Origin of the sequence: Pseudomonas sp. IPO3774, assembly GCF_013386835.1 — a bacterium.
GTDB lineage: Bacteria > Pseudomonadota > Gammaproteobacteria > Pseudomonadales > Pseudomonadaceae > Aquipseudomonas.
In genome coordinates, this window is record NZ_JACAQY010000017.1 from 202,335 (window position 1) to 221,743 (window position 19,409).

The following is a 19,409-nucleotide window of genomic DNA, read 5'->3' on the forward strand; positions in this document are numbered from 1 at the left end:
GGGTTCTGCAAATCATTCCTTTGGCTGATTTGGCTGAAACATAAGCGCTCTAAAGTGCAGATGTTTCAGCCAAGACCGTGCAGTCAGATAAGGGATTCGTATGTTGCAGACTCGTGTTATCCCGCCCGCCGAAGGCGCCTACCAATACCCGCTGTTGATCAAACGCCTGTTGATGTCCGGGACACGCTACGAGAAGACCCGGGAAATCGTCTACCGCGACCAGTTGCGCTACACCTATCCGACCCTGATCGAGCGCGTCGCCCGCCTGGCCAATGTGCTGACCGAGGCCGGGGTCAAGGCCGGTGATACCGTGGCCGTGATGGACTGGGACAGCCACCGCTACCTGGAATGCATGTTTGCCATTCCGATGATTGGTGCGGTAATCCACACCATCAACGTGCGCCTGTCCCCGGAACAGATTCTGTACACCATGAACCACGCCGAGGACCGCTTTGTGCTGGTCAACAGCGAGTTCGTCGGGCTCTACCAGGCCATCGCCGGCCACCTCACCACCGTCGACAAAACCCTGCTGCTCACCGACGGCGCGGACAAAACCGCCGAGCTGCCCAACCTGGTGGGTGAGTACGAAACGTTGCTGGCGGCGGCGAGCCCCCGCTACGACTTCGAGGATTTCGACGAAAACTCCGTCGCCACCACCTTCTACACCACCGGCACCACGGGCAATCCCAAGGGCGTGTACTTCACCCACCGCCAACTGGTGCTGCACACCATGGGCGTGGCGACCATCATGGGCAGCGTCGACAGCGTGCGTCTGTTGGGCACCAACGACGTCTACATGCCGATCACTCCGATGTTCCACGTGCACGCCTGGGGCCTGCCGTATGTGGCGACCATGCTCGGCCTGAAGCAGGTTTATCCAGGCCGCTACGACCCCGAATACCTGGTGGAGCTGTGGCGCAAGGAGAAGGTCACCTTCTCCCATTGTGTGCCGACCATCCTGCAGATGGTGCTCAACGCCAAGGCCGGCCAGGGCGTGGATTTCGGCGGATGGAAAATCGTCATCGGCGGCAGCGCCCTCAATCGTTCGCTGTATGAAGCCTCCAAGGCCCGCGGGATTCAGCTGACGGCGGCGTACGGCATGTCCGAGACCGGGCCGCTGGTGTCCTGCGCCCATCTCAATGAAGAACTGATGGCCGGCACCGAAGACGAACGCACCACCTACCGCATCAAGGCCGGCGTGCCCGGCCCATTGGTGGAAGCGGCGATCATCGATGGCGAGGGCAACTTCCTGCCCGCCGACGGTGAATCCCAGGGCGAGCTGGTGCTGCGCGCGCCATGGCTCAGCGAAGGCTATTTCAACGAGCCGCAGAAGGGCGCCGAGTTGTGGGCCGGCGGCTGGATGCACACCGGCGATGTGGCCACCCTCGATGCCTTCGGCGTGATCGATATTCGCGACCGCATCAAGGACGTGATCAAGACCGGCGGCGAGTGGATCTCCTCGCTGGCCCTTGAGGACCTGGTCAGCCGTCACCCGGCGGTACGCGAAGTAGCGGTGGTGGGGATTGCCGACCCGCAGTGGGGCGAGCGCCCGTTTGCGTTGCTGGTGGTGCGTGATGGCCATGTGATAGGGGCCAAAGAGCTGAAGGAACATCTCAAGCCGTTTGTGGAATTGGGCCACCTGAGCAAGTGGGCGATTCCAAGCCAAATCGCCGTTGTTACGGAAATTCCCAAGACCAGTGTCGGCAAGCTCGACAAAAAACGTATCCGTATCGACATCATCGAATGGCAGGCCAACAACAGCACCTTCCTCTCCACCCTCTGACGCTGCTTGCCGTGCCCTCGCGGGCACGGCAGCGCTCTAGTCCAAGCCTTCACTTGTGATTTGCCAATTTTCAGCCATCCTTCCGTCGCTGACCTTCGTCAGCATGGCGAAAAGGACTGTGGCAGACGGGTTGGTGATGCAAATCACACTTTAGAGGGATCAAGCGGTACCCCCTGCTGGCTATAGTTCATCCCAGAGTTTTTCAAGGTGCGGTGCTGTGAACCTGGCGGGTTCATCTGTTCGCCCGGCATTGGAATCGTTGTATTCCGGCCGTTACAAGCCCTTAGAAACGACTCACTGCCATAACAATAATGCACATGGAGTAGCGTCGATGATCTCAGCACACCAGTTCTGGCGCCGGGCAAAACTGCCTTTGGCCGTCAGCCTCGCCTCTACGCTCGCCGGGCCTGCATTCGGCGTCAGTTTCAACATCGGTGAAATCGAAGGCAGCTTTGACTCGTCCCTGTCGGTCGGGGCCAGTTGGTCGACGGCGGGTCGCAATAAAGACCTGATCGGTGCCAACAACGGTGGCAGGGGGTTGTCGCAAACCTCGGATGACGGTCACCTGAACTTCGACAAAGGTGATTCCTTCTCGAAGATCTTCAAAGGCATTCATGACCTTGAGTTGAAATACGGCGACACCGGCGTGTTTGTCCGGGGCAAGTACTGGTATGACTTCGCGCTGCAAAACGAAGACCTGGACTTCAAGAATGTCAGCAACAACAACCGCAAAGAGGGCGCCAAGTCTTCTGGCGGGCAGATTCTCGATGCATTCATCTATCACAACTACACCATTGCTGATCTGCCAGGTAACGTGCGGTTCGGCAAGCAGGTGGTGAGTTGGGGTGAAAGTACCTTTATTGGTGGCGGTATCAACTCCATCAACCCGATCGACGTGTCCGCATTCCGTCGTCCCGGGGCCGAGATCAAGGAAGGCCTGATCCCGGTCAACATGTTCTATGTGTCGCAGACGCTGACCGATAACTTGTCGGCAGAAGCGTTCTATCAGTTGGAGTGGGACCAGACGGTGACCGACAACTGCGGGACGTTCTTCTCGCAGCCGGATGTGGTTTCCGATGGTTGTAACAACAACCTGCGGGTGCTGAACAAGCGCTCGACCATTCCAGGCGCTGCACTGCCTACCCTCAACGCCCTGGGCGTGGATGTGAACAACGAAGGTGTGCTGGTGCGCCGTGGGCCGGACCGTGACGCCCGCGACAGCGGCCAGTTCGGCGTGGCGATGCACTACAACTTCGAGCCGCTGGATACCGAATTCGGCGCCTACTTCATGAACTACCACAGCCGTGCGCCGATCTTCAGCGCCCAAGGTGCGCCAGCATCGGCCTATACCCGGCCTTTGGGGCCGCTGGGTGCGCTGCGGCCGCTGATTGTTGCGGGCAGTTCCAACTACTTCATTGAGTACCCTGAAGACATCCGCCTGTACGGCTTGAGCTTCTCCACCACGCTGCCTACCGGTACTGCCTGGAGCGGTGAGTTGAGCTATCGGCCAAATGCCCCAGTACAGCTCAGCACCACCGACATTCTTTATGCGGGTGTCACGCCGATTCCGGGCTACGGGAATGCCTCGGTGCTGAAGGGCACGCCAGGGCAGGATCTGCATGGCTACAATCGCAAAGAAGTGACGCAGTTCCAGACCACCTTTACGCACTTCTTTGATCAGGTCATGGGCGCCAGTCGTTTGACCACGGTCGGTGAAATTGGCGTGACCCACGTCGGTGGCCTGGAAAGCAAATCCGACGCACGTTATGGCCGAGATCCGGTCTTCGGTCCTGGCACGCTGCCAGGCGGGTTCTGTAACGCCCTTAACAACTCGACGGCCAACGGCGCCGGTCTGCCGAACGCCGCTGGCCTGAACACCAACTGCAACAACGACGGCTACACCACGGCCACCTCCTGGGGCTATCGCGCTCGTGCCATCTGGGAGTACCCGGACGTCTTCGCCGGTGTAAACCTCAAGCCCAACGTGGCGTGGTCTCATGACGTCAAAGGCTACTCGCCAGGTCCTGGCGGCAACTTTGAAGAGGGGCGCAAGGCCGTCAGCCTGGGTGTCGATGCCGAGTACCAGAACACCTACACCGTCAGCCTCAACTACACCAACTTCTTTGGCGGCAAATTCACCACGGTGGATGACCGTGACTTTATCGCCTTGAGCGCTGGCGTGAACTTCTAAGCACACTCTCTTTAAGCAGTATGTTTTAAGGAAGAACCAGAACATGAAAATAACTAAAAATCTGTTGCAGGTGGGTGTGCTGGGGCTGTCGATCATGGCGGGTAGCGTCATGGCGGCGGTCTCGGCGGATGAAGCCGCCAAGCTCGGCACGACCCTGACCCCGATGGGCGCTGAAATGGCCGGTAACGCGGCCGGCACCATCCCTAAATGGTCGCCGCTGCCAACCAACGCCGGTGCCGTGGATGCCCGTGGCTTCCTCGCCAACCCATACGCCAACGAACAACCGCAATTCACCATCACCGCGCAGAACGTCGAGCAGTACAAGGACAAGCTGGCGCCGGGGCAGTACGCGATGTTCAAGCGCTACCCCGACACCTTCAAGATGCCGGTCTACCCGACCCATCGCGGCGCCACGGTGCCAGCTGATGTGTTCGCCGCCATCAAGAAAAACGCCACCAGCACCAACCTGGTGTCCGGCGGCAACGGCCTGGAAAACTTTGAAACCGCCGTACCGTTCCCGATTCCGAAAAGCGGCGTTGAAGTGATCTGGAACCACATCACCCGCTATCGCGGCGGCAGCGTGACCCGCCTGGTGACCCAGGCCACGCCGCAAACCAACGGCTCGTTCAGCCTGGTGTATTTCCGTGATCAGTTCGTGTTCCGCGACAAGATGAAGGACTACGACCCGAAAAACCCGGGCAACATCCTGTTCTACTTCAAGCAGCAAGTGACTGCGCCGGCACGTCTGGCCGGTGGTGTGCTGCTGGTGCACGAAACCCTCGACCAGGTGAAAGAGCCGCGTTCGGCGTGGGTCTACAACGCCGGCCAGCGTCGTGTGCGCCGGGCACCGCAAGTGTCGTATGACGGCCCGGGTACCGCCGCCGACGGCCTGCGTACCTCCGACAACCTCGACATGTTCAACGGTGCACCGGACCGCTACGACTGGAAACTGGAAGGCAAGAAGGAACTGTACATCGCCGAAAACAGCTACAAACTCGACGATCCGAAGCTCAAGTATGTCGACATCATCAAGGCCGGCCACATCAACCAGGACCTGGCGCGCTACGAGCTGCGCCGCGTGTGGCATGTGGTTGCAACCCTGAAGGAAGGCCAGCGCCATATCTACGCCAAGCGTGACTTCTTCATCGACGAAGACACTTGGCAAGCCGCGGTCATCGACCACTACGACGGTCGTGGCCAGCTGTGGCGCGTGGCGGAAGCCCATGCCGAGAACTACTACGACAAGCAAGTGCCGTGGTACGCCCTCGAAACCCTCTACGACCTGCAGTCCGGCCGCTACCTGGCACTGGGCATGAAGAACGAAGAGAAACAGGCCTATGACTTCGGTTTCACCGCCACCACCAGCGACTTCACCCCGGCGGCTCTGCGCCAGGATGGTGTTCGCTAACTTGCTGTAAACGAGGCCGCATCCTCGAAGAAGCCCCGACTGGTTCGGGGCTTTTTTTTGCGCGACCACGGTGGCGAGGGAGCTTGCTCCCGCAGGGATGCGTAGCAGCCCCAAAAACGGGAGCGCTGCGCACTCTAGCGGGAGCAAGCTCCCTCGCCACAGAGTGTGGGTCGTTCCAGAAGAAGTCCGGATATTTTTTGTTGTAGTCTTTTTCAGACAAATGTTGCAAAGATCTACAAAGCTGCCGCTTTTACCGCTAGTCTGCGGACATCTGCAATGCCGACAACAGCCTTCTACAAGAGCCCGGCGATGACTGATCTGTCCCGAATTCAAGGGCCTGCCAGCGCGGTGATTCCGACCCTGGAAGGGCGCTTCTATCGACCCCCACTGCCTGACGGCTATGTGTTGCGACCGCGCCTGTGCGAACGGCTGAGTGAAGGGTTGGCCGGGCGTCTGTTGCTGGTCAGCGCCCCGGCCGGGTTCGGCAAGAGTTCGCTGGCGGTGGAGTTCTGCCAGAGCCTGCCGGCCCACTGGCAAAGCCTGTGGCTGGGGCTCAGTCCTCGCGATAATGACCCGGGACGTTTCCTTGAACGCCTGCTCGACGGCTTGCAGCAATACTTCCCGCAGTTGGGCGCCCAATCCCTGGGCCTGCTGAAAATGCGCCAGCGTCACCAACCCTTCGCCTTTGAAGAATGGCTCGACGGCCTGCTGGATGAGCTGACGGTGCACCTGTCGACCCAGGCGCCGCTGTTGCTGGTGCTGGATGACTACCATCTGGCCCAGGGCCCGGTACTCGACCGCTGCCTGCAATTTTTCCTCAATCATCTGCCCGACGGCCTGCTGGTGCTGGTCACCAGCCGCCAGCGTCCCGACTGGCACCTGGCCCGCCTGCGCCTGTCCCGGCATTTGCTGGAACTGCACGAGCAGGACCTGCGCCTGACTCACGGCGAATCCCTGGCGCTGCTGGATCGCCACAGCAGTTCATTGCGTGGTGAAGCCCTGGATAACCTGATCCGGCGCAGCGAAGGCTGGGTGGCCGGCCTGCGTTTCTGGCTGCTGGCGGCTTCCGAGGCCGGCAGCGAAGGTACGCTGCCCCAGGGTTTGCACGGCGGGGAAGGGCTGATCCGCGATTACCTGCTCGAAGAAGTCATCGACTGCCTGCCCTCGGAAGTCCAGGCGTTCCTCTACGACACCGCGTCCCAGGAGCGCTTTTGCAGCGAGCTGTGCGACGCCGTGCGCGAGGCCCACGACAGCACGGAAATCCTGCGCTACCTGCAAGCCCACCAGGTATTCCTGGTGCCGCTGGACGAGCAGGGCCATTGGTACCGTTATCACCATCTGTTTTCCGACCTGCTGCGCACCCGGCGCGCGAGCAATGCCGTGTTGCCGGCAGCCAGCCTGCACCTGCGGGCCTGCCGCTGGTTCAATGCCCAGGGCTTGATCGACGAGGCAGTGGAGCAGGCGCTGCGTGCGGGTCACCTGGATGTGGCGGCAAACCTGGTGCAGAACCTGTCCGAAGAGCAACTGCTGGCGGAGCAGAATGTCGGCATGCTGCTGCGCTGGAAAATGGACTTGCCCGACAGTTTGCTGATGAGTACGCCACGCCTGATCGTGCTCTACAGCTGGGCGTTGGGCCTGGCCTGCCAGCTGGATGCGGCGCAGGAACTGGCCAGCCACCTCAGCCGTTTTTTACCGGCCCCGTCGGCCACCGCGCAAAAGTCGATGCTGGCGCAATGGCTGGCCCTCAGCGGGATTATTGCCCGGGGCCGTGGTGATCGTGAGCTGACCCAGTCGTATTGCAGCGAGGCTCTGGAAAGCCTGCCGCACAAACGCTATGGCCAGCGGTTGATGTGCCTGTCGACCCTGTCCAACCTGGCCATTGTCGACGCCGACCTGTGGCGCGCCCGCGGCCTGAACCGCGAATCCCTGGAGTTGGCGCAGCGGGTCGGCAATCCATTGTTTGAAGCGCTGGCCCATTACGACCGAGCGCGTGTACTGCAGGCCCGTGGCGAGATCCTGCGGTCACTGGATGAAGTGCGCCAGGGCCTGCAACGTTTGCAAGGCCTGGCGCCGCAACGGCTGTACGCAGTGCGCGCGCGCCTGGCGTTGTACGAAGGCTATTTGCTGCTGATGCGCTGCCAGCCTGAAGCCGGGCTCGCTCGGCTGCGTGCCGGATTGACGGAGGCGCGAGCCTGTCGGGATATCAGCGTGTTGATCGGCCACTGTGTGATCGCCAGCTTCGAAGGTCGCCGTGGCGACTTCTCCGTGGCCTTTGCCGAATTGGCCGAGGCCGAGCGCTTGATGCATATCTGGGACGTGCCGCCGATTTTCTATCTGGCGATGATCACCCTGGTCAAATGCGAGCTTTGGCTGGCTCAGGGGCGCACCGACCTGGCCGATGCCTGGCTGACGCGGCTGGGGCAAACCTACAACGGTGAACAGGCCGCTGCCGCACCGGAGTTCCACCCGCACCTGCCGCAACATATCGAGTTGCAACAGGCGGCACTCGACGCCATCCGTCATCAGCCGGCGGCTTCACTGCAACGGCTCGATGAACTGGCACGCCAGGCCCATAACAGCGGCCGGCAGATGATCAGCCTGATGGCGCTGACCCAGCAGGCACTGTTACTGCTGGACGGTGGCCAGGAAGCCCAGGCCCGCCCGGTGTTTGCCCGCGCGCTTGAAGCGGCTGCCGGTGGCGCGATGCAACCTTTCCAGCGCCTGTTGGAACGCTATCCCGAGTGGACGCGGGAGCAGCTGTCTCGGGATCCCCATGGACTGATGAACCAGGGCCTGCTGGCACTCTTGCCGGATGTTGCAGTAGTTGAAACCCCACACACACTGGAGACCCTGAGCGCCCGTGAACTGGCGGTGCTGCACCTGATCGCACAGGGTTGTTCAAACCAGGAGATCAGCAATCAGCTGTTTATCTCCCTGCACACCGTGAAAACCCACGCCAGCCATATCAACAGCAAGCTCGGGGTGGAGCGGCGCACACAGGCGGTGGCGCGGGCGCAGGAGATGGGATTGCTGGGGTAGAAACCTGGATCAATGGGATCGAAAGCCCCAGACGATTTCCACCACGCGGGCTGCCACCAGCACATAGATCAGGATAAGCAGCAGCTGAAGGACCAGGTGATAACGCAGCTTGGCGAGCCGGCGGATGCCATCGCTCACATTCAGCACCATCAGCAAGCTTGAGACCACGATCAAGCCCCACCCGGCCACGCTTGACGCCAGGATGCCGAGGAACAGCTCATGTTTCCCGGCCAGTGCGTTGGTGCCCGCAGCAAACAACAGCGCGCATACCAGCAGGTTCTTCACATTGTCGAAGACCTGGGTGCTGAAGTCATTCTCCAGCAGTTGCTGATACCACTTCCAGAATGTGCGCATGGCTCGATCCCCTGGATCAATGTTTACCGCACGGCGGGGCACTCACTCGATGACTTGTCGGCGGCCTGGCTGAGCAGCGCGGCAAACCGCTTGACGTTGTTTTGCTGCGCGATCACCAGGTCGTCAATGGTCGGGCCGGATGGCGACTGCACCACCGTGCGACACGTCAGCGGCGTGCGTTCGTCCGTGCCCGTCTGGCGAAGCCGCCATTTGACGTCGAGCAGGGCGTACTGCCCGGGGATCGAGTCAAAGCGCTGGACCTCAATGCGCACCGCCAGGTTTTTCCGGCTGCTGGCGAGTTGATCCACCAGCGCGCTGCGCAACTCATCCACCAGGCTGGCAGCCCACCATTGCGTCTCGAGAATGGCCACGCCGCTGTCACCCTGGCGGATGACAATCTGTGGCCGGTCGACCTGTGGCGGGACCGTGATGCTTTCAATCCGGATCTCGCCCCCCGCGGCCAATGACGCATTGCTGCGCTGCACCGGCGTCAGGGTATGAAATTGAATGGGCTCACTGCGGCACGCCGTCAGCAGCAGCAACCCGGTGAGCAGCGTGATCTTCAGCGGCAAAGCCATGGTGGTTGCTCCTGTGGTCATTTGCGCGGTGGCCCTTGCAGGTCGGAGGGCGCGGCGTTGTCGGGGCGACCGCGAATCAGCGATTCGGGATGGCGTGCCAGGTAGTCCGACAGCTCTCGCAGGGAGCGCGACATGCGGCTCAGTTCGTCCAGGGTCTGGGTCAACTGTTCCCGTTGCGGCGAATCCTCGGCCAGGGTCGAACTGGCGGATTGCAGGGTTTTACTCACGTCGGCCAGCGTGTTTTGCACCCCCGGCAGTGTCTTGGCGTTGAACTGGCCGAGACCCTTGCGCAGTTCCACCAGGCTGCCGTCGAGGTTGCCGGCAATTCGCTCGATCGGCAGCTGGTTGATCTTGTTGACGATGCCTTCGAGTTTTTCCTGCAGTTGTTCCAGGTTGCCGGGGATGGTCGGAATACTGACGGGGCGCAGGTTCGGGTCAAACACGACTTTGTCGGCCTTGGGGAAGAAGTCCAGGGCGATATACAGCTGGCCAGTGAGCAGGTTGCCGCTGCGGGCCTGGGCGCGCAGGCCGTGTTCGATGAAGCTGCCTATCAGGCGCACACCGCCGGCTTCGTCGTTGGGGTCATGCTTCAAGACCGTGAGCATTTTGGTGTTGGCTTCGCCGAGGCGCTGCGGGTAGATCACGATGCCGACGTTGACCGGGAAGCTGCGTTTTTTCTCGTCGAAATCCAGGTTGATCGACACCACTTTGCCGAATTCGATACCCAGGAACTCCACTGGCGCACCCACCGTAAGCCCGCGCAAGGCCTGGTCGAACCGCAGGTTCAGGTATTGCGCCTTGCCATTGGGCGGGGCCAGCGCGGTTTGCTGGTCGGCGAACAGTTCGTAGGAGTGTTCTTCGTCGGCCGGCTTGTCGTTTGGGCTGTAGGGCGGGGCGAGGAAGGCGATGCCGCCCACCAGCATGGACGACAAGGATTCGGTTTTCAGCGCAAACCCGTTGGCGCCGACACTCACATCAATCCCGCTGGCGTTCCAGAACCGGGTGTTCTCGGTGACGTAGGCGTCATTGGGTGCATGCACGAACACGTCGATGTTCACGCCCTTGCCGTCAGCGTCCAGGGCGTAGGCCACCACCTGGCCAACGGGAATCTTGCGGTAGTACACGGGGGAGCCGATATCCAGCGAACCCAGATCCTGGGTGTGCAGCGTGAAGCGCTTGCCCGGTTCGCCATAGGTAATGGGCGGCGGGTTTTCCAGGCCGGTGAACCGGTTGGCGCGGGTATCGGACTGGCCGATATCGGCGCCGATGTAATCCCCGGAGAGCAGCGTGTCGATACCGGAAACGCCACCGGCGCCGATACGTGGGCGCACCACCCAGAACTGCGAGTCTTCACGGGTGAAACTTTCAGCCTGCTTGGACAGTTTGATCGTGGCGTTGACGCTTTTCTGATCGTCGCTCAACTCCACATCAGTCACCTGGCCGATCACCACGTTGCGGTATTTCACGTCGGTCTTGTTGGCGGTCAGGCCGCTGCCGGTCTTGAAGGTAATGGTAATGCTCGGCCCCTGCTGAAGGATGCTGTGCACCACCAGCGAAATGCCCACCAGCACCGCGACAATCGGCACGATCCACACCAGCGAGACGCTGAAGCGCCGCGTCTTGATCGCAGGCGAGCCCGCAGGCTGCGGTTTGTCAGTGGTTTGCGACGCCATCCGGCATCTCCTCGTTGTGTGGGTTTTCCCAGATCAGGCGCGGGTCGAAACTCATTGCCGAGAGCATGGTGAAGACCACCACCAGGCCAAAGAACAGAATGCCCAGGCGCGGCTCGATGGTGCCCAGGGCCTGGAACCGCACCAGGGCGGCCACCAAGGCCACCACGATCACATCCAGCATCGACCAGTAGCCAATCACTTCGACGAAGCGAAACAGCTTCGAGCGCTCCTTGCGCGCCCACTGGTTATTGCGCTGCACGGTGACCAGCAGCAACGTCAATGCGACGAACTTGATACCCGGCACCGCGATGCTGGCGATGAAAATGATCAGGGCGATGTCCCAGGCGCCGTGCTGCCAGAACTCCAGCACGCCGCTCATGATGGTGCTGTCGGCGCCCGAGCCGAGCATCGAGGTGTTCATCACCGGCAGTAAGTTGGCGGGCACGTAAAACGCCAGCGCCGTCAGCATATAGGCCCAGGTACGGGTCAGCGAATGGACCTTGCGCCGGTGCAGCGGCGCGCCGCAACGCTCGCATTCGTCGGGCGCGGTGCTGACGTCGCAAGCCTGGCCGCAGCTGTGGCACAGGCACAGGTTCAGCTCGCTGGCGGTCGGTGGACGGCTCATAAAATGTCCCACAGGTCGCGAATATCACGCCCCGCAATGCGGATCAGCAACAGGCTGAGGGCGGCCAGGGCAAACAGGCCGGTGCCGGGCAATACATCCAGCATGCCGGCGAGTTTGAACACCGCCACCATGGCGCCCAGCAGGCAGACTTCGAGCATGCTCCAGGGCCGAAGCGCTTCGAGCCAGCGCATGCACAGCTTGAACGCCGGCGAGCGTTTGCCCTTCATCGCAAAGCCCAGCACCCAGATCAACAGCAGCAACTGGAACACCGGCGCGATGATGATGGAAATCGCCGCCACCAGCGCGATGAAGGTGATCGGGCCCTGGGCCAGTGCGACCACCGAATCCCATAACGTGGCGCTGCTTTTCAGGCCTTGCAGGCTGATGCTCATCACCGGGTAGAAGTTGGCGAAAATCCACAGCACGGTGGCGGTCAGGGTCAGGGCCAGGCGTTGTTCCACCGACAGCCCGTTATAACGCTGGAGTACGCCTGCGCAGCGGGTGCAAAGGGTCTTCTGATGTTTGGCGAGCGTGACTTTTTTGTACACGCAATCGCAGTGTTCGCAGATGATCAATGGGCTGAGGGTCGCCATAAGTCCCACTCCATGCGCTATACGTTGCGCGTTGTATGACTGGCGCCAGAGTAGCTTAGCAGTTGCCGGGTTTGACAGCCGTGCGCTCGCGAGCGCTTTCGGATCGGGTGCAGGGTCGAACATACTGTGCGCCAGAATGCAGTACAAAAGAGTGTGCCTTTGAATTTGCAGGAATACCCATGAATATTCAGTCTCCCGCGCTGATCCGCGAAACGTTCCCGGTAGGCCCGTTGCAGTGCAACTGCACGATCATCGGCGACCCCGTCACCAAAAAAGCCATCGTCGTCGACCCGGGCGGCAACCATGAGCTGATCCTGGCGCGCCTCGATGCGCTGGGCCTGAAAGTGGTCAGCATTATTCACACCCACGCCCATCTCGATCACTTCCTGGCCTCCGGGCAGTTGAAGGAAAAAACCGGCGCTACCCTGCACCTGCACAAGGAAGACCAGTTTCTGTGGGACAACCTGGAAATGCAGTGCCAGATGTTCCGCGTGCCTTACACGCCAGTGCCGTCGCCGGATCGTTGGCTGGAGGATGAAGAAGAGCTGGCCTGTGGTTGCGGGGTTGCCTTGCATACACCTGGACACACACCCGGCTCGATGAGTTTCTGGTTCGCCGATGCGAAGTTGCTGATTGCCGGCGACACCCTGTTTCGGCGGGGCGTGGGCCGTACGGATTTGTGGGGCGGTGACCAGGCGACCATCGTGCGCTCGATCAAGCAACGGCTCTACACTCTGGATGAAGCGGCGGTGGTGGTGACAGGGCACGGTCCGGATACGCGCCTGGGAGATGAAATGCGTGAGAATCCGTTTGTCCGCGCGTGAAGGAAAATGTGGGTAGTTTTTCGGATACCAAGTGGCAACTATCAGACGAAACATATAGAGAAAATGACAATTACCGTTCAGGAAGTCTCTGCTAGGGTTTGAGTGTGGCCGGGCTTGTGTGGAGATGGAATTTTTACCGTTTGTCGTGTTCCAAGCTCGGCACAGGTCCAATGCCAATGTCCTCTGCATCACCGAATGCAAAAGTAGGAGCTTCCTTCATGTTCACTTCTCGTCGTCTGCTTGTTGTTGCTACTGCCGTAGCCCTGTTGTCGGGCTGCGCTTCACCTAATCCTTATGACGGCAGCCAGGCACAGGGTGGTGGCTCTTCCGGTGTGAGCAATACCGCCAAGTATGGTGGCCTGGGCGCCCTGGCTGGTGCGTTGGCGGGTGCAGCCATCGACCACAACAACCGCGGCAAGGGTGCGCTGATCGGCGCTGCCGTCGCCGGTATCGGTGGTGCGGGCTACGGCTACTACGCCGACCAGCAGGAAAAGAAACTGCGCGCCAGCATGGCCAACACCGGTGTCGAAGTGCAGCGCCAGGGCGACCAGATCAAGCTGATCATGCCGGGTAACATCACCTTCGCCACCAACTCGGATGCGATCTCCAGCAGCTTCTACACGCCGCTGAACAACCTGGCGAACTCGCTGAAGCAGTTCAACCAGAACACCATCCAGATCGTTGGCTACACCGACAGCACCGGCAGCCGTCAGCTCAACATGGACCTGTCCCAGCGTCGTGCGCAGAGCGTGGCCAATTACCTGACCTCCCAAGGTGTCAGCCCGACCAACCTGAGTGCCCGCGGTGCCGGCCCGGATAACCCGATCGCCAGCAACGCCGATGTCAATGGCCGTGCCCAGAACCGTCGTGTGGAGGTCAACCTGGGCCCGATCCCGGGCCAGCAGTACGGTCAGCCTGCCGCCCAGCAGCAACAGGCGCCGCAGCAGAACAACCAGTTCCAGGGCAACCCGTACCAGCAGTACCAGTAACCTGTAGTCAATAAAAAGGGCGCCGTGCAATCCATGCATGGCGCCCTTTTTTGTGGCTGACGATAAATCAGTCGATGTATTCGAACAGCTTCACGATCTTCTGTACGCCGGACACACTTTGTACCAGGTTGGCGGCGCGGGTGGCTTCTGCCTGGGTCAGCAGGCCCATCATGTAGACGATGCCGTTGTCGGTGACGATCTTGATCCGAGAGCCGGGAATGGCGCTGTCGGTCAGCATCTGGGTCTTGATCTTGGTGGTCAGCAGGGCGTCGTTGCTGATTGCCAGCAGGGTGATCGGGTCCATCACCTGCAGTTCGTTGTGAACCTTCTTGACCCGCTGCACAGTGGCGGCAGCTTGTTCAGCCTGGGCCTTCAAGTCGGCGCGCGGGGTTTGGCCGGTGAGCAGCACCACGCCGTTGAAGCTGACGACCACGATGCGCGACGCGCCGTTGCCCAGGTCTGGAGCGGCCTTGGACACGTTGACGGAAACCTTGGTCTCGATCAGTGAGTCATCGATTTTGCTGCCGAAAGTGCGGGTGCCTTTATCGTCCTGGATGGGCGTGTCGCGGCTCGCTTCGATTACCGAGCTGCAGCCGCTGATGCCTAGGCACAGCGTGATTGCCAATAGGCTAAGGCGTTTAACGGTCATTCTTCACTCCCGAACAGTTGGCTGTCGATCAGATCGCACAGGCAGTGGATCGCCAGCAGGTGGACTTCCTGGATACGTGCGGTGACATTGGCCGGGACGCGGATTTCCACGTCTTCGGGTAACAGCAGCGAGGCCATGCCGCCGCCGTCGCGTCCGGTCAATGCTACGACAATCATTTCACGATCATGTGCGGCCTGGATCGCTTGAATAATATTCGCCGAGTTACCGCTGGTGGAGATCGCCAGCAGGACGTCCCCCGGCTGGCCAAGGGCGCGGATCTGTTTGGAGAAGATTTCGTTGTAGCTGTAGTCGTTGGCGATCGAGGTGATCGTCGAGGTGTCGGTGGTCAGGGCGATGGCCGGCAGGCTCGGGCGCTCACGCTCGAAGCGGTTGAGCAGCTCGGAGGAGAAATGCTGGGCATCGCCGGCCGAACCGCCGTTGCCGCACGAAAGCATTTTGCCTTCGTTGAGCAAGGCGTTGACCATGACCTGACTGGCTTGCTCGATGTGCGGTGCAAGTACGTCCATCGCCTGTTGCTTGGTATCGATACTGGCCTGGAAAAGCTGGCGAATTCGGGATTGCATGTCCATCTGTGTGACCTTAAGTAGCGCGGCTGTTTGGCACAGGAATGTGCAGCCCGCAAAGCAAAGAGCAAAAGTGTGCGGTGTAGATGTCCGGCGAATCAGCTGTCAAAGGCATCTTGCAGCCAGTTCAGATCGGCTGTTCCCCGGGGAGTGCTTTCTATGGCAACCACATCGAAACGGCAGGGATGATCGGCCCAGCGACGCTCCTTGAGCAGGAAAAACTGCGCGGCGAGTATCAACTTCTGGCGCTTGCGCCCGTCGATACTGGCGAGCGCGCCACCCCATTGTGCGTGTTTTCTGTAGCGGACTTCGACAAATACTACTGTATCGCCGTCAAGCATGACCAGATCAAGCTCGCCGCGTTTGCATAACCAGTTCTGCGCCAGGAGGCGCAGACCTTGTTGTTGCAGGTACTCGAGAGCTTGAAGTTCGGCGTCCTTGCCGCTTTGTGCGCTTGACCGCTCGGGCATCAGCGCGGGGTATCAGGCAGGCGCTGGATCTCGCCACCGACGAACTTCGCCCATGGCATCTGGCGGTCGACACGCTGGCTGGCGCTGACGCCCAGGTTGCCCGACAGGCCGTCGACACGAGTGTCCGGCAGTGCCTTGAGCTGCCCCAGGCGCGGCGCCAGGCGGTAGGCATCCACACCCATCGCGTACAGGCGGCCAAGGCTGCCGTTGGCTTGCGGCCATTGGGCGGCGACCTGGTTGCGCAGCGGGTCGGTGGTGTTCAGCAGCCAAGGGGTTTCGCAGAACATCACGTTGGTCATGTCCAGGTACTGGTTCTTGTCGCCACTGGCGCTGAACACGTGGGACGTCGCATACACCGGCACGTCGCCAGCGTATTGGAAGTTCAGGGTCGGCTTGATCTGCTGGGCCAGTTGCGGAGTCACGGCCAGGAAGATGAACTCGATGTCCTGGCGGCGCGATGGCTGGGCGGAAACATCCGAACCTACCGTGCTTTGCAGGCTCTTGGCGCGGCCTTCGCTCTTGCGCAGCTGGAACAGGTCGGCAATCTGCTGGGCCAGGGCTACCGGCTGGTCAACGTACTCGACGCCCACCACGGTGCCGCCATTGGCTTCCCAATCCTGACGGAATGCCTTGTAGACGCGCTCGCCCCATTCGCCTTTCGGCACCATGGCGGCGGCGCGGTGCAGGCCATCGGCGCGAGCACGACGGGACACCTCACGGGCTTCGTCTTCAGCGGCCAGGCCAAACTGGAACAGTTGCGCCGGGTTCTGGTCGGCTTCGCTGTAGTTCAGGGCCAGGGTGGTGATCGGCAATTGCGGGCGTGCGCTGAGTTGCTTGACCAGCGGTTTCTCCAACGGGCCGACCACCAGTTGCACGCCGGAGGCCTGGGCCTTGGCGTAGAAGTCGTCGATGGAGGTCAGGCGCGAGCTGTCGTAGAACTCGATCACCGGCGGCTTCTGCCCGGCTTGTTCAGCCTGGTAGTGCGCGGCCATGAAGCCTTCGCGCAGCGCCTTGGCAACGCCGGCCAGCGGACCTTCCTGCGGCAGCAGCAGGGCGATCTTGTTCAGCGGCTGGCTGGCCAGCTCCTTGAGCTTGGTCAGCGGCTGCGGCAATTGCGAGGCTGCCGGGTGGCCAGGGTTCTGGGCGCGCCAGGTGTCGATGGCCGCCTGCTGTTGCTCCAGAGTGCCGGCGCCCTTGACTGCCTGGGCCAGGCTGATCCAGCCGTCCAGCGTCGGGTTGCCGCTGGCTTGCAGCTGATCGGCAGGCAAGGCGGCAATCAGTGCCCAGATGGCTTCGTGATTGCTGTTGTAGGCATCGCCCGTCAGCAGCGGGGCCATGGCGACGCGCTCGCGGGCGGCGGCCAGGGTCTGGCCGTCGGCCTCATAGGCGCGGGCATGCACGGTGCCCGTGCGGATCTGCTGTTCAGGCGGCAGTTCCTTGAGGCTTTGCAGGCTCGGGTGATTCAAGGCCGTCAACGCTGCCTTGGGCTGGTTGCGGGCCATCGCCAGTTCAGCCGACAGGGTGCTAGCAAATACCTGCGCCGCCGGTTTCAGGACGTCCAGTGGCACCTGGGCAAGAATCTGCGCCGAGCGTCCCGGATTGTTTTGGTGGAACGCCAGGTCAGCCGCACTCAAGCGCAACAGCGCGGCTTTTTCCGGAGTCTTGGCCGAAGTCGCCTGTTCGAGCAGTTGCTCGATGCTGGCATCCGGAGTCCGGGGGAGGTCGCCAAGGCTGGACGAGGGCGAGCTGGCGCAAGCCGCCAACAGGGCAGCGAGGCAGAGGGCAGAGAACAGCCGCAGGCAAGCGATCATGTAAGTGTTCCTGATACCGATCAAATTAGCGTGGAATTGTACCCAAGCACTGGCCGGGGCGCGATGTTACTGGCGTGAAACCGTCTATTTAGGTCGTGTAAATGTTGCAGGACCCAATAGGCGGCTGAAATCGAACCCGCCCCGAGGGCATATATTCAAGGCGTCTACGCGCTACAATGTGGCTTTTGCCAACCATCGAGGTGTGCGTTTTGACTGCTCCAGGTCCTTTGAATTCCACTGCAGGCTCGCTTTTTGTCGTGGCGACGCCCATTGGCAACCTGGACGACATCAGTGCGCGTGCGCTGAAAGTGTTGCGCGACGTAAAACTGATCGCGGCTGAAGACACTCGGCACTCCCAGCGGTTGATGCAGCATTTCGGTATTCCGACCCCCTTGGCCGCCTGTCACGAACACAACGAGCGTGAAGAAGGCAGTCGTTTTATCACTCGTTTGCTGGCGGGTGATGACGTGGCGTTGATCTCGGATGCGGGTACGCCGCTGATTTCCGACCCTGGCTATCATCTGGTTCGCCAGGCGCGGGCGGCTGGTATCAATGTAGTGCCTGTTCCAGGAGCGTGCGCGCTGATTGCTGCATTGTCTGCTGCTGGCTTGCCGTCGGACCGGTTTATCTTCGAAGGCTTCCTGCCCGCCAAGGCCGTCGGGCGCCGGGCGCGCCTGGAACTGGTAAAGGAAGAGCCACGCACGCTGATCTTCTACGAAGCCCCGCACCGCATCCTTGAGTGCCTGCAAGATATGGAGCTGGTGTTCGGCGGCGATCGCCTGGCACTGCTGGCGCGAGAAATCACCAAGACCTTCGAAACCCTCAAGGGCTTGCCGCTGCAGGAACTGCGCGAATTTGTCGAGGGCGACAGCAATCAGCAGCGCGGCGAGTGCGTGGTGCTGGTAGCCGGCTGGTCGGCGCCGGAAAGCGAAGATGCCGTGGGCAGCGAGGCAATGCGCATTCTTGACCTGCTGCTCAAGGAGATGCCATTGAAGCGCGCCGCTGCATTGGCCGCGGAAATAACCGGCGTACGCAAGAACGTCCTGTATCAAGTGGCGCTGGATAAACAAAAGGGCGAATAGTTCCGGGTTCTAACCTGCACTCCGTCTGAACATGATGGCATTAGTGTCTTTTAATACTTGTTCTAACGCCGCCGTGCCGTTAACCTGCGCGGCGGAGAGTCGATTGGACAGTCGCTGCCTTCTATGAAAATTAGAGGGGGGAGGAAAGTCCGGGCTCCATAGGGCGAAGTGCCAGGTAATGCCTGGGAGGCGTGAGCCTACGGAAAGTGCCACAGAAAATAACCGCCTAAGTACTTCGGTACCGGTAAGGGTGAAAAGGTGCGGTAAGAGCGCACCGCACGACTGGCAACAGTTCGTGGCTAGGTAAACCCCACTTGGAGCAAGACCAAATAGGGTCCCAAGGCGTGGCCCGCGCTGGGACCGGGTAGGTTGCTAAAGATGTCCAGTGATGGCCATCGTAGACGAATGACTGTTCAAGACAGAACCCGGCTTACAGATCGACTCTCCACCTTTTTTCCTTCTGTCCGAATCTCGGGCAGGAACCTGGTAGTAACGCGAGAATCCCTCCCTGCTGAATCGTCAGCAGATGCGTCTTCGTAATACCGAAAAAATCTTACTCTTAATAAATTACTTTAACTTTAAGCCTTAGCTCTTTGAGCTATTTGGTGTTGTTGAGTCAAAATCGCCGTCAAACTCTCGTTTCTCCTCCTTTTACCTTCCTAAATCTCCGTTCTGTAAGGCTTTTCCTTGAATCCGCGCCTTGACGGTGTGGTGGGCGCATTCCTATAGTGTGCGCAAGTGGCGGAAAGTGGCACA

General features: G+C 60.7%; 16 protein-coding genes and 1 other RNA gene. 8 read left to right on the top strand and 9 right to left on the bottom strand.

Annotation, left to right across the window (positions count from 1 at the left end; translation table 11 throughout):
• Positions 1–100: 100 nt before the first annotated feature.
• The 4 genes from HYE77_RS11360 (at position 101) to HYE77_RS11375 (ending at position 8,421) form a co-directional block, all read left to right on the top strand.
• Positions 101–1,783 (top strand): fatty acid--CoA ligase, encoded by a 1,683-nt coding sequence (locus tag HYE77_RS11360; protein ID WP_134327311.1) that lies wholly within the window; start codon positions 101–103, stop codon positions 1,781–1,783.
• Positions 1,784–2,114: 331 nt separating this feature from the next.
• Complete coding sequence (locus HYE77_RS11365) at positions 2,115–3,974, top strand: DUF1302 domain-containing protein (protein ID WP_008434252.1); 1,860 nt, start codon at positions 2,115–2,117, stop codon at positions 3,972–3,974.
• A gap of 43 nt (positions 3,975–4,017) precedes the next feature.
• Positions 4,018–5,382: a DUF1329 domain-containing protein gene (locus HYE77_RS11370; RefSeq protein ID WP_003216172.1), complete on the top strand. Its 1,365-nt coding sequence runs from the start codon at positions 4,018–4,020 to the stop codon at positions 5,380–5,382.
• A gap of 309 nt (positions 5,383–5,691) precedes the next feature.
• Positions 5,692–8,421 carry a LuxR C-terminal-related transcriptional regulator gene (locus HYE77_RS11375; protein ID WP_177068794.1) on the top strand — a complete coding sequence of 910 codons (2,730 nt, stop codon included), beginning with the start codon at positions 5,692–5,694 and terminating at the stop codon, positions 8,419–8,421.
• A gap of 9 nt (positions 8,422–8,430) precedes the next feature.
• Here the strand turns inward: HYE77_RS11375 and HYE77_RS11380 are convergent, their stop codons facing one another.
• From HYE77_RS11380 to HYE77_RS11400, 5 genes are read right to left on the bottom strand one after another with little or no spacing between them, the layout of a single operon-like run.
• The gene (locus tag HYE77_RS11380; protein ID WP_003216175.1) at positions 8,431–8,775 is read right to left on the bottom strand and encodes a hypothetical protein; all 345 of its coding nucleotides are present in this window, start codon (positions 8,773–8,775) and stop codon (positions 8,431–8,433) included.
• A 23-nt stretch (positions 8,776–8,798) separates the two neighbouring features.
• On the bottom strand, positions 8,799–9,353 hold the full coding sequence (locus tag HYE77_RS11385; RefSeq protein ID WP_008434246.1) for a membrane integrity-associated transporter subunit PqiC: 555 nt from the start codon (positions 9,351–9,353) through the stop codon (positions 8,799–8,801).
• Positions 9,354–9,370: 17 nt separating this feature from the next.
• Positions 9,371–11,026: an intermembrane transport protein PqiB gene (locus HYE77_RS11390; RefSeq protein WP_003216179.1), complete on the bottom strand. Its 1,656-nt coding sequence runs from the start codon at positions 11,024–11,026 to the stop codon at positions 9,371–9,373.
• On the bottom strand, positions 11,007–11,651 hold the full coding sequence (locus tag HYE77_RS11395) for a paraquat-inducible protein A (RefSeq protein WP_003216181.1): 645 nt from the start codon (positions 11,649–11,651) through the stop codon (positions 11,007–11,009). The genes HYE77_RS11390 and HYE77_RS11395 overlap by 20 nt, the downstream gene beginning before the upstream one ends.
• A complete protein-coding gene (locus tag HYE77_RS11400) occupies positions 11,648–12,244 on the bottom strand; it encodes a paraquat-inducible protein A (RefSeq protein WP_177068795.1) in 597 nt (198 codons plus the stop codon). Before HYE77_RS11400 ends, HYE77_RS11395 begins: the two co-directional genes overlap by 4 nt.
• A gap of 179 nt (positions 12,245–12,423) precedes the next feature.
• Here HYE77_RS11400 and HYE77_RS11405 point away from each other — a divergent pair, with 179 nt between their 5' ends.
• On the top strand, positions 12,424–13,068 hold the full coding sequence (locus HYE77_RS11405) for an MBL fold metallo-hydrolase (RefSeq protein WP_003216184.1): 645 nt from the start codon (positions 12,424–12,426) through the stop codon (positions 13,066–13,068).
• 218 nt (positions 13,069–13,286) lie between these two features.
• On the top strand, positions 13,287–14,057 hold the full coding sequence (locus tag HYE77_RS11410; RefSeq protein WP_032899265.1) for an OmpA family protein: 771 nt from the start codon (positions 13,287–13,289) through the stop codon (positions 14,055–14,057).
• A gap of 67 nt (positions 14,058–14,124) precedes the next feature.
• On the opposite strand, the gene HYE77_RS11415 is transcribed toward HYE77_RS11410, so the two are convergent.
• The 4 genes from HYE77_RS11415 to HYE77_RS11430 form a co-directional block, all read right to left on the bottom strand.
• The gene (locus HYE77_RS11415) at positions 14,125–14,706 is read right to left on the bottom strand and encodes a BON domain-containing protein (RefSeq protein WP_003216188.1); all 582 of its coding nucleotides are present in this window, start codon (positions 14,704–14,706) and stop codon (positions 14,125–14,127) included.
• Positions 14,703–15,296, bottom strand: coding sequence for a phosphoheptose isomerase (locus tag HYE77_RS11420; protein WP_003216190.1), 594 nt, complete (start codon positions 15,294–15,296; stop codon positions 14,703–14,705). Before HYE77_RS11420 ends, HYE77_RS11415 begins: the two co-directional genes overlap by 4 nt.
• Positions 15,297–15,388: 92 nt before the next feature.
• A complete protein-coding gene (locus tag HYE77_RS11425; RefSeq protein ID WP_076014393.1) occupies positions 15,389–15,760 on the bottom strand; it encodes a YraN family protein in 372 nt (123 codons plus the stop codon).
• On the bottom strand, positions 15,760–17,571 hold the full coding sequence (locus tag HYE77_RS11430; protein WP_177068796.1) for a penicillin-binding protein activator: 1,812 nt from the start codon (positions 17,569–17,571) through the stop codon (positions 15,760–15,762). Before HYE77_RS11430 ends, HYE77_RS11425 begins: the two co-directional genes overlap by 1 nt.
• A gap of 176 nt (positions 17,572–17,747) precedes the next feature.
• Between HYE77_RS11430 and rsmI the strand changes: the two genes are divergently transcribed.
• Entirely contained in the window at positions 17,748–18,653 is a 906-nt protein-coding gene (gene rsmI, locus HYE77_RS11435) for a 16S rRNA (cytidine(1402)-2'-O)-methyltransferase (RefSeq protein ID WP_161635740.1), read from the top strand.
• 95 nt (positions 18,654–18,748) lie between these two features.
• Positions 18,749–19,102, top strand: an RNA gene (rnpB, locus tag HYE77_RS11440) — RNase P RNA component class A.
• Positions 19,103–19,409 lie beyond the last annotated feature (307 nt).

Coding starts and splice junctions, on each gene's coding strand:
- HYE77_RS11360 (WP_134327311.1), top strand. CDS start 101: ATGTTGCAGACTCGTGTTATCCCGCCCGCCGAAGGCGCCTACCAATAC.
- HYE77_RS11365 (WP_008434252.1), top strand. CDS start 2,115: ATGATCTCAGCACACCAGTTCTGGCGCCGGGCAAAACTGCCTTTGGCC.
- HYE77_RS11370 (WP_003216172.1), top strand. CDS start 4,018: ATGAAAATAACTAAAAATCTGTTGCAGGTGGGTGTGCTGGGGCTGTCG.
- HYE77_RS11375 (WP_177068794.1), top strand. CDS start 5,692: ATGACTGATCTGTCCCGAATTCAAGGGCCTGCCAGCGCGGTGATTCCG.
- HYE77_RS11380 (WP_003216175.1), bottom strand. CDS start 8,775: ATGCGCACATTCTGGAAGTGGTATCAGCAACTGCTGGAGAATGACTTC.
- HYE77_RS11385 (WP_008434246.1), bottom strand. CDS start 9,353: ATGGCTTTGCCGCTGAAGATCACGCTGCTCACCGGGTTGCTGCTGCTG.
- HYE77_RS11390 (WP_003216179.1), bottom strand. CDS start 11,026: ATGGCGTCGCAAACCACTGACAAACCGCAGCCTGCGGGCTCGCCTGCG.
- HYE77_RS11395 (WP_003216181.1), bottom strand. CDS start 11,651: ATGAGCCGTCCACCGACCGCCAGCGAGCTGAACCTGTGCCTGTGCCAC.
- HYE77_RS11400 (WP_177068795.1), bottom strand. CDS start 12,244: ATGGCGACCCTCAGCCCATTGATCATCTGCGAACACTGCGATTGCGTG.
- HYE77_RS11405 (WP_003216184.1), top strand. CDS start 12,424: ATGAATATTCAGTCTCCCGCGCTGATCCGCGAAACGTTCCCGGTAGGC.
- HYE77_RS11410 (WP_032899265.1), top strand. CDS start 13,287: ATGTTCACTTCTCGTCGTCTGCTTGTTGTTGCTACTGCCGTAGCCCTG.
- HYE77_RS11415 (WP_003216188.1), bottom strand. CDS start 14,706: ATGACCGTTAAACGCCTTAGCCTATTGGCAATCACGCTGTGCCTAGGC.
- HYE77_RS11420 (WP_003216190.1), bottom strand. CDS start 15,296: ATGGACATGCAATCCCGAATTCGCCAGCTTTTCCAGGCCAGTATCGAT.
- HYE77_RS11425 (WP_076014393.1), bottom strand. CDS start 15,760: ATGCCCGAGCGGTCAAGCGCACAAAGCGGCAAGGACGCCGAACTTCAA.
- HYE77_RS11430 (WP_177068796.1), bottom strand. CDS start 17,571: ATGATCGCTTGCCTGCGGCTGTTCTCTGCCCTCTGCCTCGCTGCCCTG.
- rsmI (WP_161635740.1), top strand. CDS start 17,748: ATGTGGCTTTTGCCAACCATCGAGGTGTGCGTTTTGACTGCTCCAGGT.